The organism is Pseudomonas sp. G5001 (assembly GCF_013385475.1).
GTDB lineage: Bacteria > Pseudomonadota > Gammaproteobacteria > Pseudomonadales > Pseudomonadaceae > Aquipseudomonas.
This window is the reverse complement of record NZ_JACAPZ010000029.1, coordinates 94,985-109,504: the sequence shown is the minus strand read 5'-3', so window position 1 is coordinate 109,504 and position 14,520 is coordinate 94,985. Positions and strand designations below refer to the sequence as shown.

Here is a 14,520-nt window from a genome sequence, read left to right as displayed (position 1 = left end):
AAAATGATCCTTCTCCTGTTCCCGCACACTGGCTAAGCTCAGCTCACTCCAAATGCCCGCAGAGGTTTCCCGAATGCCGCAGCCAACGCCCGCCCTCGACATTGCGCAGATGATCCTCGACGGCTTCGACGACTACCGCGAGCACTTCCGCCAGATCACCGACGGCGCCCGGGAGCGTTTTGAAAAGGCGCAGTGGCAGCAAGGGCAGGCGGCATCGGCTGCGCGCATCAATCTTTACGAAGAGAAGGTCAGCGAAGTCACGGCGCGGCTGCGGGCGGCTTTCGATGAAGCCGTGTTGCTCGACATTGCCGCCTGGCCGCTGGTGAAAAGTGCCTACATCAGCCTGATCGACCTGCGGTTTGACGATGAGCTGTCCGAGACCTGGTACAACTCGACGTTTTGCGGGCTGTTCAGCCATGACCTGATCAGCGACGGCTGCATGTTCATCCATACCACCCGGCCCAGCCTGCGCCGCGCCCGGGCGGCGCAAACCCGCACCTACAAGCCGGGCGGCAAGCTGGCGGGCATGCTGGAGCAGATTTTCGCCGACTACAGTTTCAGCGAACCCTACGCCGACTTGCCCGCCGACCTGCGCCGCCTGGAGGCGCAATTGCGCGAAAACCTGCCGGACTGGGTGTGCAAGGACCCGGACCTCAACGTCGAACTGTTTTCCTCGGTGCTGTACCGCAACAAAGGCGCGTACCTCGTAGGGCGCATCTACACCCGCGACGAACAGTGGCCGCTGGTGATCCCGCTGCTGCATCGGGAAGGGCGCGGCATCCAGATCGACGCGCTGATCACCGACGAGGCCGATGTGTCGATCATCTTCTCGTTCACCCGCTCCTATTTCATGGTGGACGTGCCGGTGCCGGCGGAGTTTATCGGCTTCCTCAAGCGCATCCTGCCGGGCAAGCACATCGCCGAGTTGTACACCTCCATCGGCTTCTACAAACACGGCAAATCCGAATTCTACCGGGCGCTGATCAACCACCTTGCCACCACCGACGACCAGTTCATCATGGCGCCGGGCGTGCGCGGCATGGTCATGAGCGTGTTTACCCTGCCGGGCTTCAACACCGTGTTCAAGATCATCAAGGACCGGTTTTCACCGTCGAAAAACGTCAACCGCGCCACCGTGATCGAGAAGTACCGGTTGGTGAAAAGTGTCGACCGGGTAGGGCGCATGGCCGACACCCAGGAGTTCGCCGACTTCCGTTTTCCGTTGAGCAAATTCGAGCCTGAATGCCTGGCCGAACTGCTGGAAGTCGCCGCCGGTACCGTCGAAGTCGAAGGCGATACGGTACTGATCCGCCACTGCTGGACCGAGCGGCGCATGACCCCGCTCAACCTCTACCTGGAAAACGCCAACGAAGCCCAGGTGCGCGAAGCCCTGGAAGACTACGGCCTGGCGATCAAGCAACTGGCGGCGGCGAATATTTTCCCGGGCGACATGCTGCTGAAGAATTTTGGCGTCACCCGCCACGGTCGCGTGGTGTTCTACGACTATGACGAAATCTGTTTCCTGACCGAGGCCAACTTCCGCCACATCCCGGCGCCGCGTACCCCGGAAGATGAAATGGCCTCCGAGCCCTGGTATTCCATCGGTCCGCTGGACGTGTTCCCCGAGGAGTTTCCGCCATTCCTGTTTGCTGATTCCGGCCAGCGCCGCCTGTTCGACGAACTGCACGGCGAGTTGTACAACGCCGACTACTGGAAAGGCCTGCAAGAGGCGATTCGCGCCGGCAAGGTAATCGATGTGTTTCCTTACCGGCGCAAGGGCCTGGACAATGAATGAGGGGAGCGCGCGGCGGCGCTTTTCTGCGACAATCCGCCCCCTGCCTACATAGACGACCTTTGCGTACCTGATGACTGACCAAGCGCCCGCTATCGACCAACTGCTGAAAAACCTCGATCACGCCATGCTCGCCGACCGCCACCGCCTGCGGCGGCAGCTGCTTGAGCTGCGCAAGAAACCCGATGAGGAAAAACTTGCGCAGTGGGTGACGCGGATGCAGGCCTCCTGCGCCCAGGTGACGGCGCGGCGCGCCAGCCTGCCGGTGATTCGCTATGACGACAGCCTGCCGATCGCCGCCAAGCGTGACGAGATCAAGGAAGCGTTGCTCAAGCATCAGGTGCTGATCATTGCCGGTGAAACCGGTTCGGGTAAAACCACCCAGTTGCCGAAAATCTGCCTGGAAATCGGCCGCGGCCAATACGGCCTGATCGGCCACACCCAGCCGCGGCGGATTGCGGCGCGCAGCGTAGCGAGCCGGGTCGCGGAAGAGTTGGCGACGCCGCTGGGTTCCCTGGTGGGTTATCAGGTGCGGTTTGAAGACCAGAGTGATTCCAACACCCTGATCAAGCTGATGACCGACGGTATCCTGCTGGCCGAAACCCAGAACGACCGCTACCTCGAACGCTACGACACGATCATCGTCGACGAAGCCCACGAACGCAGCCTGAACATCGACTTCCTGCTGGGTTATCTGAAAACCCTGCTGCCGCGTCGCCCGGATCTCAAGGTCATCATCACCTCGGCCACCATCGACCTGGAGCGCTTTTCCAAGCACTTCGACGATGCGCCGATTGTCGAGGTGTCGGGCCGCACCTTCCCGGTGGAGACCTGGTACCGCCCGCTGACCCTGGAGCAGGACGAGGAGGGCAACCGCGTCGAGGACGACCTGACCGTCGACCAGGCGATTCTCGCCACCCTCGATGAGATCGCCGCCTTCGAGCGCAGCGAGCGCAAGAGCCCCGGCGATGTGCTGGTGTTCCTGCCCGGCGAGCGCGAGATTCGCGACGCCGCCGACATGCTGCGCAAGGCCCAGCTCAAGCACACTGAAATCCTGCCGCTGTATGCGCGCCTGTCGCCGGCGGAGCAGCAGCGGATCTTCCAGTCGCACCCGGGCCGGCGTGTGGTGCTGGCGACCAACGTCGCGGAAACCTCGCTGACCGTGCCAGGCATTCGTTATGTGATCGACAGCGGCACCGCGCGCATCAGCCGCTACAGCTACCGGGCCAAGGTGCAGCGACTGCCGATCGAGGCGATTTCCCAGGCCAGTGCCAACCAGCGTAAAGGCCGGTGCGGGCGGGTCGAACCCGGTATCTGCGTGCGCTTGTACAGCGAAGAGGATTTTATCGGGCGCCCGGAATTTACCGACCCCGAGATTCTTCGCACAAACCTCGCGGCCGTAATCCTGCAGATGCTGCACCTGCGCCTGGGCGAGATCACCGATTTCCCGTTTATCGAGCCGCCGGACGGCAAGGCCATCAGCGACGGTTTCAACCTGCTGCAAGAGTTGTCCGCCGTTGACCGCAACAGCCAGCTGACACCGATGGGCCGCCAGTTGGCGCGTCTGCCGGTGGACCCACGCATGGGCCGCATGTTGCTGGAGGCAGCCAAGCTTGGCAGCCTGCAGGAAGTGCTGATCGTCGCCAGCGCCATGTCGATCCAGGACCCGCGCGAGCGTCCGCCGGAGCGCCAGCAAGCCGCCGACCAGGCTCACGCACAATGGAAGGACGCGGATTCGGACTTCGCCGGGTTGGTGAACCTGTGGCGTGGTTTTGAAGAGCAGCGCCAGGAATTGACCGCCAGCCCGCTGCGCAATTGGTGCCGCAAGAATTTCCTGAACTACCTGCGCTTGCGGGAATGGCGTGACTCCCACCGCCAGTTGAGCCTGATCTGTCGCGACATGCAGTTGACCGTCAATAAAGAACCGGCGGACTTCCCCAAACTGCACAAGGCGGTGCTGTCCGGCCTGCTCAGCCAGATTGGCCAGAAGACCGAAGAGGGCGATTACCTCGGCGCGCGTCAGCGGCGTTTCTGGATTCACCCGTCGTCGGGTATTGGCAAGAAGCGTCCGCAATGGCTGATGACCGCCGAGCTGGTGGAAACCACCAAGCTGTACGCGCGGATGGTGGCCAAGATCGACGCCGACTGGATCGAGCCGTTGGCCGGGCACCTGATCAAGAAAAACCACTTCGAACCCCATTGGGAAAAGAAGCGCGGCCAGGTGGTGGCGTTTGAGCAGATCACCCTGTTCGGGTTGATCATCGTCGGGCGCCGGCCGGTGCATTACGGGCCGATTGATCCGGTGACGTCCCGCGAGCTGTTTATCCGCGAAGGCCTGGTGCGCGGCGAGATCCAGTCCCGGGCCCGCTGCCTGACGGCCAACCAGCAATTGCTGGAGCAGCTCGACGAACTGGAAGCCAAGGCCCGCCGGCGCGACATCCTGGCGGACGAAGAAACCCTGTACGCCTTCTACGACGCGCGCCTGCCGGCGGAGATTCACCAGACCGCGACCTTCGACAGTTGGTACAAGGTCAACAGCCAGAAAGACCCGCAACTGTTGATCATGCGCGAAGAAGACGTGCTGGCCCGCGAGGCCAGTGAAGTCACCGCCGCCCATTACCCCGACACCTTGCACCTGGGCGACCTGGCCCTGGCCTTGAGTTATCACTTCGAACCCAACCATCCACGGGACGGTGTGACCCTGCGCGTGCCGGCGCCGCTGTTGCCGGCCTTGCCACCCGAGCGCCTGGAATGGCTGGTGCCGGGTGTGATCGAGGCCAAGTGCATTGCCCTGGTGCGCAACTTGCCCAAGGCCCTGCGCAAGAACTTCGTGCCGGTGCCGGATTTCGTCAAGGCGGCGTTGCAACGTATCGAGTTTGGCCAAGGCTCGTTGCCTCAGGCCTTGGGGCGCGAGTTGCTGCGCATGACCGGGGCACGGGTCAGCGATGAAGCCTGGGCCGAGGCTGCGCAGCAGGTGGAGAGCCACCTGAAGATGAACCTGGAAGTGGTCGACGGCCAGGGCAAGTTCCTCGGTGAAGGCCGCGACCTGGCCGAGTTGACCGCGCGTTTCGCCGAGGCCAGCCAAGCTGCGTTGGCGGTGCCGCAGACTGCGAAGAGCCAGCAGCCGGTGGAGGCCAAGGTGTTCGCGGCGGTGGCCGAGAAAACCCAGCAAAACATCGCCGGGCTGTCGATGACGGTGTATCCGGCCTTGGTCGAAGAAAACGGCACGGTCAAGGAAGGGCGTTTCTCTACCGCTGCCGAGGCTGAGTTCCAGCACCGTCGAGCCTTGCAGCGCCTGCTGCTGCAACAACTGGCCGAGCCGGCAAAGTTCCTGCGGGGCAAATTGCCGGGCCTGACCGAGTTGGGGTTGATGTACCGCGAGCTGGGGCGTATCGAAGCCCTGGTGGAAGACATTCTGTTGGCCAGCCTCGACAGTTGCGTGCTGGAAGGCGAAGCCAGCCTGCCGCGGGACGGCGCCGGCCTGGCCGCCCTGGCCGAGCGCAAGCGTGGCAGTTGGACCGAGCACGCCGAGCGCCAGGCGCGCCTGACCCTCGAAATTTTGAAACTGTGGCATGGCCTGCAAAAACGCTTCAAGGGCAAGATTGACCTGGCCCAGGCGGTGGCGCTGAATGATATCAAGCAGCAACTGAGCAATCTGGTGTACCCCGGTTTCGTACGGGAAACCCCGGCGCAATGGTTCAAGGAACTGCCGCGCTTCCTCAAGGCCATCGAGCTGCGCCTGGAGAAATTGCCAAGCCAGGTGCAGAAGGACCGGGTCTGGAGTACCGAGTTGGGCGGCTTGTGGAGCCAGTATCAGAACCGCCTGAACAAACACGCCCAGGAAGGCAAGCGCGACCCTCAGCTGGAGCTGTATCGCTGGTGGCTGGAGGAATACCGGGTTTCGCTGTTTGCCCAGCAGTTGGGCACCAAGGTACCGATTTCCGACAAGCGCCTGAGCAAGCAATGGAGCCTGGTCGAAGCGTGACCGACGTGCGGCAAGCAACTGTGGCGAGCGAGCTTGCTCGCGCTGGGCTGCGAAGCAGCCCCATAAGGTCTCTCTGAAACACCCGGGTCACTTTATTGGGGCCGCTTCGCGACCCAGCGCGAGCAAGCTCGCTCGCCACAGGGAAGGTGTTTGCGCGGGATAGGCGCCAAGTGTCCGATGTTGTGGCAAACTTCGCGGTTATAAATGCCGGGATCGTCGAGTTGGGCTGGTGCAGCCGTGGCGCGATGGAATAAAGCGTTTCCAGTTTGAAGGCCGCTGGGCGGCATAAAACTACTTACGGTTTGGTACGACGGTACCAATACCCTTCTGCCTGAACAGATTTAGAGGAACGACCGTGCATAACGTCGTCATCAGCGGCACAGGCCTGTACACCCCGGCCAACAGCATCTCCAACGAAGAGCTGGTGCAGTCTTTCAATGCTTACGTGCAACAGTTCAACCTGGATAACGCCGCCGCCATTGAACGCGGTGACGTGGAGGCCCTGACCGAATCCAGCGCCGCCTTTATCGAGAAGGCCTCGGGCATCAAGAGCCGCTTTGTCATGGACAAGGCTGGCATTCTCGACCCGCAACGCATGGCGCCACGCCTGCCCGAGCGCTCCAACGACGAATGGTCGATCCTCTGCCAGATGGCCGTCAGTGCTGCCGAGCAAGCGTTGCAGCGTGCCGGCAAGACCGCCGCCGATATCGACGGTGTGATCGTCGCCTGTTCCAACCTGCAGCGGGCGTACCCGGCGATTGCCATCGAAGTCCAGGAAGCGCTGGGTATCCAGGGTTTTGGCTTTGACATGAACGTGGCATGTTCCTCGGCGACCTTCGGTATCCAGAACGCCGCCAACAGCATCCAGCTGGGCCAGGCGCGGGCGATCCTGATGGTCAACCCGGAGATCTGCACCGGCCACCTGAATTTCCGCGACCGCGACAGCCATTTCATCTTTGGCGATGCGGCCACCGCCGTGATCCTGGAGCGGGCCGACCTGGCCACTTCCGAGCATCAGTTCGACGTGGTGAGCACCAAGCTGCTGACCAAGTTCTCCAACAACATTCGCAATAACTTCGGCTTCCTCAACCGCGCGGCGGAAGAGGGGATTGGTGCCCCGGACAAGCTGTTCGTGCAGGAAGGCCGCAAGGTCTTCCGTGATGTCTGCCCGATGGTCGCCGAGTTGATCGGCAAGCACCTGTCGGAAAACCAGCTGAATGTCGGCGATGTGAAGCGTTTCTGGCTGCATCAGGCCAACCTCAGCATGAATCATCTGATCGTGAAGAAACTGCTGGGCCGCGAGGCTTCTGTGGAAGAGGCGCCGGTGATCCTCGATACTTACGCCAACACCAGTTCGGCGGGTTCGGTGATTGCGTTCCACACCTACCAGGACGACTTGCCCAAGGGCGCTGTGGCTGTGCTTAGCTCGTTTGGCGCAGGGTATTCGATTGGTAGCGTGATCCTGCGCAAACGCTGATCATGTTTTGAAATCGAGGTCTTGAATGGCAGCAGCGGACGACGCGCACCTGCTTGAACGATTGCTCAAGGGTGAGCAGCGGGCCTACAAGGAGTTGGTCACCACCTACCAGAGCGCGATGCGTGCCGTGGCCTATGCCATCGTTGGCCAGCGCCATGCCGATGAGGTGGTGCAGGACGCCTGGCTGTCGGTGGTGCGTAACCTGGCGAAGTTCGAGGGGCGTTCCAGCCTCAAGACCTGGCTGCTGACCATCACTGCCAACTCGGCAAAGGGCCGCTACAAGCAAAACCGCCGGGAAGTACTGCTCGATGACTTGCCGGCGCCCCATGGCACCATCGGTGATGATCGCTTTGTGCCCGAAGATGGCCACTGGGCCGTCGCGCCGTTTGCCTGGCACCAGGACACGCCCGAAGCCCTGCTCACTGAAGACGAATTGCGTAAATGCCTGGAGCACACACTGGCCAGTCTTTCCGAGCTGCAAAGCAGCGTACTGCTGCTGCGTGAGCGCCAGGGGCTGGAGTTGGAGGAGATTTGTAATCTTCTGACGCTATCGCTCTCCAATGTTCGTGTGCTGTTGCATCGAGCACGGCTTAAAGTCTTCGCCACGGTGGAGCATTTTGAGGAAACCGGCGAATGTTGACCTGTAAGGAACAAGTGGCACGTTCCAGTGACTATCTCGATGGGCAACTGACCTTTCGCGAGCGCCTGCTGGTGCGCCATCACCTGATGTTCTGCCCCAACTGCCGGCGCTTTATCCGGCAGATGCGCTTGATGCAGGCGACGCTGAAGATCCTGCCCGAGCCGCCTATCGCCGATGTTGATGCGTTGGCCGAACGCCTGGCCGCCGAGCGCTCCCGCGACCAATAATATCCATCACTTTTCACACTGAAACGAAGCCCGCATCGACAAAAGATGCGGGCTTTTTTTTGCTCAAAAAACAACCAAGATGAAAAATATTTCATTTTTATCAGGTGTTTTTACATTTTGTATCATCTGCCATTTTCACCAGTTTTCAGGGCTGGAGCCTTGATTTCCATAGGCTCTAGCTTATTTCGAATGGCTATTAAAAAGTTCCCGAGTAACAAAATATTTATGTTCCGGCAACCCAGCTGAAATATCCCCTCGCCAAGATCGCCCCCCAACACCAGCGGCTCTAAACCGCGTGTTTTACCAATGCACAAGACCATCAATTAGGGGAATTCTTCGATGATCCGCAAGCACTTCGCCGGTTTCGCGGCCAGCGCCTTGGCCCTGGCCGTCACCGCCCAGGCTTTCGCCGGTACTGTCACTACTGACGGTGCCGATATCGTTGTCAAAACCAAGGGCGGCCTTGAGGTTGCAACCACCGACCAGAATTTCAGCTTCAAGCTGGGTGGTCGTTTGCAGGCCGATTACGGCACGTTTGATGGCTTTTACACCAAGAATGGCAACTCGGCTGACGCCACATACTTCCGACGTGCCTACCTCGAATTGGGCGGCACGGTGTACAAGGACTGGAAATACCAGATCAACTACGACTTTTCCCACAACTCCGGCAATGCCGATGATGGCTACTTCGACGAAGCGTCCTTCTCGTACGTAGGCTTCAAGCCAGTGGTGATCCGCGCGGGTCGTTTCGACCAGGACTTCGGCCTGGAAAAAGCCACCAGTTCCAAGTGGGTGACCGCCATCGAGCGTAACCTCGGTTATGAAGTCGCCGACTGGATCAACTCCCACGAGAACGGCATGGGCCTGCAGGTCAGCGCCGTGGTGGCTGACATGGCCTACCTGTCCTCCAGCGTGTCGTCCAAGGACATCAACGACAAGGACGGCAAAGGCGTGAAGCAGTTCAACGGCCGTGCCGTGTTTGCGCCGATGCACGACAGCGGCAACGTCTTGCACCTGGGTGTGGACGTGGCGGTGCGTGACCTGAAGGACACCTCGTTCGACTCGCGGATCCGTCCTCGCCTGGACGCTCGTGGCGTTGCCACCAACGGCGGTAACGATGCCGGGGCCAACGGCAACCGTGCGACCTTCGGCGGCGGTGTAGGGCTGGACTCCGGCAACCTGACCGCGAACGACGCCTACGACACCGACACGGTGTTCGGCGGCGAATTTGCCTTCGCCCGCGGTCCGCTGTCCCTGCAGGCCGAATACCTGAACCGCAAGATGAAGGCCGACAGCAGCGCTTATCAGGATGTGAAGGCCACGGGTTTCTACGGCCAGGTGGCCTACACGCTGACCGGCGAGTCCCGGGTCTACAAACTCGACGGCGCCAAGTTCGACACCATCAAGCCGCAGAACAAGCAGTTCGGTGCGTGGGAAGTGTTCTACCGCTACGACAACATCAGCGTTGACGACAAAAACGTGGTGCGTAACAGCGCGACCCGTGAAGTGGGTGACGCCAAGGCAAGCCTGAACACCATCGGTGTCAACTGGTACGCCAACGAAGCGGTGAAGGTGTCTGCCAACTACCTCAAGGTCAGCACTGACAAGATCCAGAACGCCAATGGCGACGACAGCGGCGACGCCATCGTGGCCCGCGTGCAATACGTGTTCTAGGCAACCTGTAATACCGCTCCAAAGCGCTCTTTCTTCATCCGTCAAAGCGCTCCTCATTTGGTTTGCCCCGCCGTTTGGCGGGGCTTTTTTTTGCGCCGTGTCCTGTAGGCGCGAGCTTGCTCGCGAAGAACCCGAGATCACCGCGTTCTGTCAGAATGGTCGCGTTGTCGTTAACGATCATCGCGAGCACGCTCGCTCCTACACAAAGCCGTGACCGTCGGGGAATGGGATGCCGTTACAACGTTTGAATAACCTGTCCGAGATTGCGCCCGATGAATGGAACGCGTTGGTCCCCGTCGATCAGCCGTTTCTGCGCCATGCGTTCCTCAGTGCCCTGGAAGACAGCGCCAGCATCGGCCCGCACTCCGGCTGGCAGCCCGAGCATTTGCTGCATTATGAAGGTGGACGGCTGATTGCCGCGTTGCCCAGCTATCGCAAATGGCATTCCTATGGCGAGTACGTGTTCGACCACGGTTGGGCCGATGCCTGCGAGCGGGCGGGCATCGACTACTACCCGAAATTGCTGACGGCCGTGCCCTTCAGCCCGGTCAGCGGCCCGCGCCTGTTGGCCGCCAGCGCCGAGGACGGTTTCGAATTGCTTAAAAGCCTGCCCGGTTACCTGGAAATCGAAGGCCTTTCCAGCGCCCATATCAACTTTACCGACGCCCTCGCAGACACCGCACTGGCCCGGCAGCCGGGTTGGCTGCAACGCCTGGGCTGCCAGTTTCATTGGCAAAACCGCGGCTACCGCGACTTCCAGGACTTTCTCGACGCGCTGAGTTCGCGCAAGCGCAAACAGATGCGCAAGGAGCGCGAGCAAGTGGCGGGGCAGGGCATCGATTTCGAGTGGCTGCAAGGCCATGAGTTGAGCGAGGCACAGTGGGATTTTGTCTACGCCTGTTACGCCAATACCTACGCCATACGCCGACAATCGCCCTACCTGTCCCGGAATTTTTTCAGCCTGCTGGCCGAGCGCATGCCCGAGGCGATTCGCGTGGTGCTGGCCAAGCAAGGTTCACGGCCGGTGGCCATGGCCTTCAGCCTGATCGGCGGCGACAGCTTTTATGGGCGTTACTGGGGCTGCCTGGCCGAGTTCGACCGGCTGCATTTCGAGACTTGCTTCTACCAAGGCATGGATTACGCGATTGCCCATGGCCTGCAGCGTTTCGACGCCGGCGCCCAGGGCGAGCACAAGTTGATTCGCGGGTTTGAGCCGGTGATCACGCACTCCTGGCATTACCTGCGACACCCGGGATTGAAGACCGCCGTGGCGGATTTCCTGGAGCGCGAAAGCGTGGGGATCCTGGCGTATGCCGAGGAGGCGAGGGCAGCCCTGCCTTATCGGCAGGGCTGAACCTGTCTGGCTCAGGCGGTTTTTTCCGCGCCGAGCCATCGATAGGTAATGCCGCCGACCACTGCACCGAGGATCGGCGCCAGCCAGAACATCCACAACTGCTGCAGCGCCCAACCGCCGACAATCAGCGCCGGGCCGGTACTGCGGGCCGGGTTGACCGAGGTGTTGGTGACCGGGATCGAGATCAGGTGGATCAGCGTCAGCGCCAGGCCAATGGCAATGGGCGCGAAGCCCGTCGGCACACGGCGGTCGGTGGCGCCGAGGATGATCAACACGAACATCGCCGTCATCACCAGCTCGCACACAAACCCCGCTGCCATCGAATAACCACCAGGCGAATGCTCGCCGTAGCCGTTGCTGGCCAGGCCCGAAGCCAGTTCGAACCCCGGCTTGCCGCTGGCTATGAAGTACAACAGTGCAGCGGCAACGACGCCGCCGATTACCTGGGACACGATGTACGCCGGTAACTCCCTGGCCGGAAATCTTCCGCCCACTACCAGCCCCACCGACACTGCAGGGTTCAGGTGACAACCGCTGATGTGCCCGATGGCAAATGCCATGGTCAGCACCGTGAGCCCGAACGCCAGGGCCACACCGAGCACACCGATCCCGACCGGGGACGATGCGGCCAGTACCGCACTGCCGCAGCCACCCAACACCAGCCAAAACGTACCCAGTCCTTCCGTAACGGAACGTTTGAACAGTGACATGAACACATCCTTAATAGATTGCTCTATCTGATTAACGGGTCTGTGATGCATCCCTGCTGCCTTAAATCAGGGCCCTCCTGGGGCCTGATTGGAGTACAGCAGGATTGTGTAGCAAGACCAGCGGGATAGAGAAAACTGTCAGAATTGTTCGGAATTGAGGTTGCAGTTAACCAACGGAATCAGTCTATTCCGACGAAGCCACCGGTCTGGTGTTGCCACAATCGCGCATACAAACCGCCGTGTGCGAGCAATTCGGCATGGCTGCCGGTCTCGGCGATCTGGCCTTTTTCCAGCACCACCAGCCTGTCCATTCTGGCAATGGTGGACAGCCGGTGGGCGATGGCGATCACTGTCTTGCCCTGCATCAGGGTTTCCAGGCTTTCCTGGATCGCCGCTTCGACTTCCGAATCCAGCGCGGAGGTGGCTTCGTCCATGATCAGGATCGGCGCGTCCTTGAGCAGTACCCGGGCGATGGCGATGCGCTGGCGTTGCCCGCCGGAGAGTTTCACCCCGCGTTCGCCTACGTGGGCGTCGAGGCCGGTGCGGCCCTCGGCGTCCGACAGCAATGGGATGAACTCGTCGGCGCGGGCCTTGTGCACGGCGGCCCAAAGCTCTTCGTCGGTGGCGTCCGGCTTGCCATACAGCAAGTTGTCGCGGATCGAGCGGTGCAGCAGCGAGGTGTCCTGGGTGATCATGCCGATCTGTTCGCGCAGGGTTTCCTGGGCGACGTCGGCGATGTTCTGGCCGTCGATCAGGATACGGCCGCCTTGCAGGTCGTACAGGCGCAACAGCAGGTTGACCAGGGTGGATTTGCCCGCGCCGGACGGACCGATCAGGCCGATCTTTTCACCCGGTTCAATCGCCAGGTTCAAGCCGCTGATGATCCCGCTCTTCTTGCCGTAGTGGAAATCCACCTGATCGAACCGCACCTCGCCATGGGGCACTTCCAGGCGCGGGGCATTTTCCCGGTCGGTCACTGCCAGCGGCTGGGCGATGGTTTTCAGGCCGTCCTGGACCATGCCGATGTTTTCGAAAATGCCGTTGACCACCCACATGATCCAGCCGGACATGTTGACGATACGAATCACCAGGCCGGTGGCCAGGGCGATGGCGCCCACCGAAATCAGGGATTGGGTCCACAGCCACAGGGCAAGGCCGGTGGTGGTGACAATCAGCAGGCCGTTCATGGTGGTAATCACGATGTCCATGCTGGTCACGACGCGGCTGGCCATCTGGGTTTTCTCGGTCTGCTCGACGATCGCTTCCCTGGCGTAGTTCTGCTCGAAATTGGTATGAGCGAACAGCTTCAAGGTGGTGATGTTGGTGTAGCCGTCGACGATCCGCCCCATCAGTTTTGAGCGTGCCTCGGAGGAGATGACCGAGCGCTCCTTGACGCGTGGCACGAAGTACCGCAGGGCCAGGCTGTAGGCGACGATCCAGGTGATCAGCGGGATCATCAGGCGCCAGTCGGCTTCGGCGAACAGCACCAGGGCGCTGATGGCGTAGATCGCCACGTGCCAGATCGCGTCCACGGCGGCCACTGCGGAGTCGCGCAGGGAGTTGCCGGTTTGCATGATGCGCTGGGCAATGCGCCCGGCGAAATCGTTCTGGAAGAAGTTCAGGCTCTGTTTGAGCACATAGCTGTGGTTTTGCCAGCGGATCAGGCTGGTCATGCCGGGGCTGATGGTCTGGTGCACCAGCAGGTCATGCAGGGCGCCGAAGATCGGGCGCAACAGCAGGGCGACCACGGCCATCCAGATCAGCTCGGTGGCGTGGATCTGGAAGAAGTTGGCGGGCGGCGTGCCCTGGGCCAGGTCGATGATGCGGCTCAGGTAGCTGAACAGCGCCACTTCGATCAGCGCGCCGATCAGGCCCACCACCAGCAAGGCGGCAAAGCTTGGCCATACCTGGCGCAGGTAATAGACGTAGAAGGGTAGGACTTTGTCTGGAGGGGCCGCGCTGGGAGGTTCGCGGAAGATGTCGATCAGTTGTTCAAAACGACGATAGAGCATTGGGTCTGACGCCCGCGCGGCGGGCTCTCCTGTTCAAATGCGCGCGACGCCTTGCGGGCCCCGCGCGAAACTCCCTGTAGCCTTCAGTCGATGCGCTTGGCCGACTTGATCAGGACAGGATCGATTGGCACGTTCTGCATGCCCTGTTTGGTGGTGGTCTGCGAGTTGACGATGATGTCGACTACGTCCATGCCCTTGACCACTTTGGCGAACACCGCGTAACCGGCATCACGGCCCGGGTCGAGGAAGGCATTGTCCGCAACGTTGATGAAGAATTGGCTGGTGGCGGAGTTCGGGTCGTTGGTACGCGCCATCGACAGGGTGCCGCGCACGTTATGCAGGCCGTTGCTGGCTTCGTTCTTGATCGGTGCTTCGGTCGGCTTTTGCGACATTTGCTGGGTAAAACCACCGCCCTGCACCATGAAGCCCGGGATTACCCGGTGAAAAATGGTGTTGGTGTAGAAGCCCTTGTCGACATAGGCCAGGAAGTTCTTGGTACTGATCGGGGCCTTGACCGGGTCCAGTTCGATCTCGATGTCGCCATTGGTGGTGGTGATCAAGACGTGGGGTGCCTTGGCGGGTTCGGCCGCCATCAGGTTGGCAGCGAACAGTACGGAACCGGCAAAGAAGGCGATTTTTTTCAGCATGG

General features: G+C 61.0%; 11 protein-coding genes. 7 read left to right on the top strand and 4 right to left on the bottom strand.

Annotated elements, in window-relative coordinates:
• The first annotated feature begins 73 nt into the window (after window positions 1-73).
• The 6 genes from aceK (at window position 74) to HX805_RS22865 (ending at window position 9,795) form a co-directional block, all read left to right on the top strand.
• Window positions 74-1,795 carry a bifunctional isocitrate dehydrogenase kinase/phosphatase gene (aceK, locus tag HX805_RS22890; protein ID WP_177035901.1) on the top strand — a complete coding sequence of 574 codons (1,722 nt, stop codon included), beginning with the start codon at window positions 74-76 and terminating at the stop codon, window positions 1,793-1,795.
• A gap of 70 nt (window positions 1,796-1,865) precedes the next feature.
• The gene (gene hrpA, locus HX805_RS22885; protein WP_008437986.1) at window positions 1,866-5,777 is read left to right on the top strand and encodes an ATP-dependent RNA helicase HrpA; all 3,912 of its coding nucleotides are present in this window, start codon (window positions 1,866-1,868) and stop codon (window positions 5,775-5,777) included.
• A gap of 355 nt (window positions 5,778-6,132) precedes the next feature.
• Window positions 6,133-7,254: a beta-ketoacyl-ACP synthase III gene (locus tag HX805_RS22880; RefSeq protein WP_003210699.1), complete on the top strand. Its 1,122-nt coding sequence runs from the start codon at window positions 6,133-6,135 to the stop codon at window positions 7,252-7,254.
• Window positions 7,255-7,279: 25 nt separating this feature from the next.
• Window positions 7,280-7,894: an RNA polymerase sigma factor gene (locus HX805_RS22875; protein ID WP_003210700.1), complete on the top strand. Its 615-nt coding sequence runs from the start codon at window positions 7,280-7,282 to the stop codon at window positions 7,892-7,894.
• A complete protein-coding gene (locus HX805_RS22870; protein WP_003210701.1) occupies window positions 7,888-8,121 on the top strand; it encodes an anti-sigma factor in 234 nt (77 codons plus the stop codon). Before HX805_RS22875 ends, HX805_RS22870 begins: the two co-directional genes overlap by 7 nt.
• A gap of 339 nt (window positions 8,122-8,460) precedes the next feature.
• Window positions 8,461-9,795: an OprO/OprP family phosphate-selective porin gene (locus tag HX805_RS22865; RefSeq protein WP_003210703.1), complete on the top strand. Its 1,335-nt coding sequence runs from the start codon at window positions 8,461-8,463 to the stop codon at window positions 9,793-9,795.
• 34 nt (window positions 9,796-9,829) lie between these two features.
• Here HX805_RS22865 and HX805_RS32450 read toward each other — a convergent pair whose 3' ends face one another.
• On the bottom strand, window positions 9,830-9,985 hold the full coding sequence (locus tag HX805_RS32450) for a hypothetical protein (RefSeq protein ID WP_157222855.1): 156 nt from the start codon (window positions 9,983-9,985) through the stop codon (window positions 9,830-9,832).
• 39 nt (window positions 9,986-10,024) lie between these two features.
• Here HX805_RS32450 and HX805_RS22855 point away from each other — a divergent pair, with 39 nt between their 5' ends.
• A complete protein-coding gene (locus HX805_RS22855; protein ID WP_177022936.1) occupies window positions 10,025-11,149 on the top strand; it encodes a GNAT family N-acetyltransferase in 1,125 nt (374 codons plus the stop codon).
• Window positions 11,150-11,160: 11 nt separating this feature from the next.
• Here HX805_RS22855 and aqpZ read toward each other — a convergent pair whose 3' ends face one another.
• From aqpZ to HX805_RS22840, 3 genes are all read right to left on the bottom strand, one after another.
• Entirely contained in the window at window positions 11,161-11,859 is a 699-nt protein-coding gene (gene aqpZ / locus HX805_RS22850) for an aquaporin Z (RefSeq protein WP_008437990.1), read from the bottom strand.
• 179 nt (window positions 11,860-12,038) lie between these two features.
• The gene (locus HX805_RS22845) at window positions 12,039-13,871 is read right to left on the bottom strand and encodes an ABC transporter ATP-binding protein (RefSeq protein WP_177080155.1); all 1,833 of its coding nucleotides are present in this window, start codon (window positions 13,869-13,871) and stop codon (window positions 12,039-12,041) included.
• A gap of 83 nt (window positions 13,872-13,954) precedes the next feature.
• Entirely contained in the window at window positions 13,955-14,518 is a 564-nt protein-coding gene (locus tag HX805_RS22840; RefSeq protein WP_003210708.1) for a peptidylprolyl isomerase A, read from the bottom strand.
• Window positions 14,519-14,520 lie beyond the last annotated feature (2 nt).

Bases quoted from the DNA above. Each gene is read 5' to 3' on its own strand.
- HX805_RS22840 (WP_003210708.1), bottom strand. From the start codon at position 14,518: ATGCTGAAAAAAATCGCCTTCTTTGCCGGTTCCGTACTGTTCGCTGCC.
- HX805_RS22865 (WP_003210703.1), top strand. From the start codon at position 8,461: ATGATCCGCAAGCACTTCGCCGGTTTCGCGGCCAGCGCCTTGGCCCTG.
- HX805_RS22870 (WP_003210701.1), top strand. From the start codon at position 7,888: ATGTTGACCTGTAAGGAACAAGTGGCACGTTCCAGTGACTATCTCGAT.
- hrpA (WP_008437986.1), top strand. From the start codon at position 1,866: ATGACTGACCAAGCGCCCGCTATCGACCAACTGCTGAAAAACCTCGAT.
- aceK (WP_177035901.1), top strand. From the start codon at position 74: ATGCCGCAGCCAACGCCCGCCCTCGACATTGCGCAGATGATCCTCGAC.
- HX805_RS22855 (WP_177022936.1), top strand. From the start codon at position 10,025: ATGCCGTTACAACGTTTGAATAACCTGTCCGAGATTGCGCCCGATGAA.
- aqpZ (WP_008437990.1), bottom strand. From the start codon at position 11,859: ATGTCACTGTTCAAACGTTCCGTTACGGAAGGACTGGGTACGTTTTGG.
- HX805_RS22845 (WP_177080155.1), bottom strand. From the start codon at position 13,871: ATGCTCTATCGTCGTTTTGAACAACTGATCGACATCTTCCGCGAACCT.
- HX805_RS22875 (WP_003210700.1), top strand. From the start codon at position 7,280: ATGGCAGCAGCGGACGACGCGCACCTGCTTGAACGATTGCTCAAGGGT.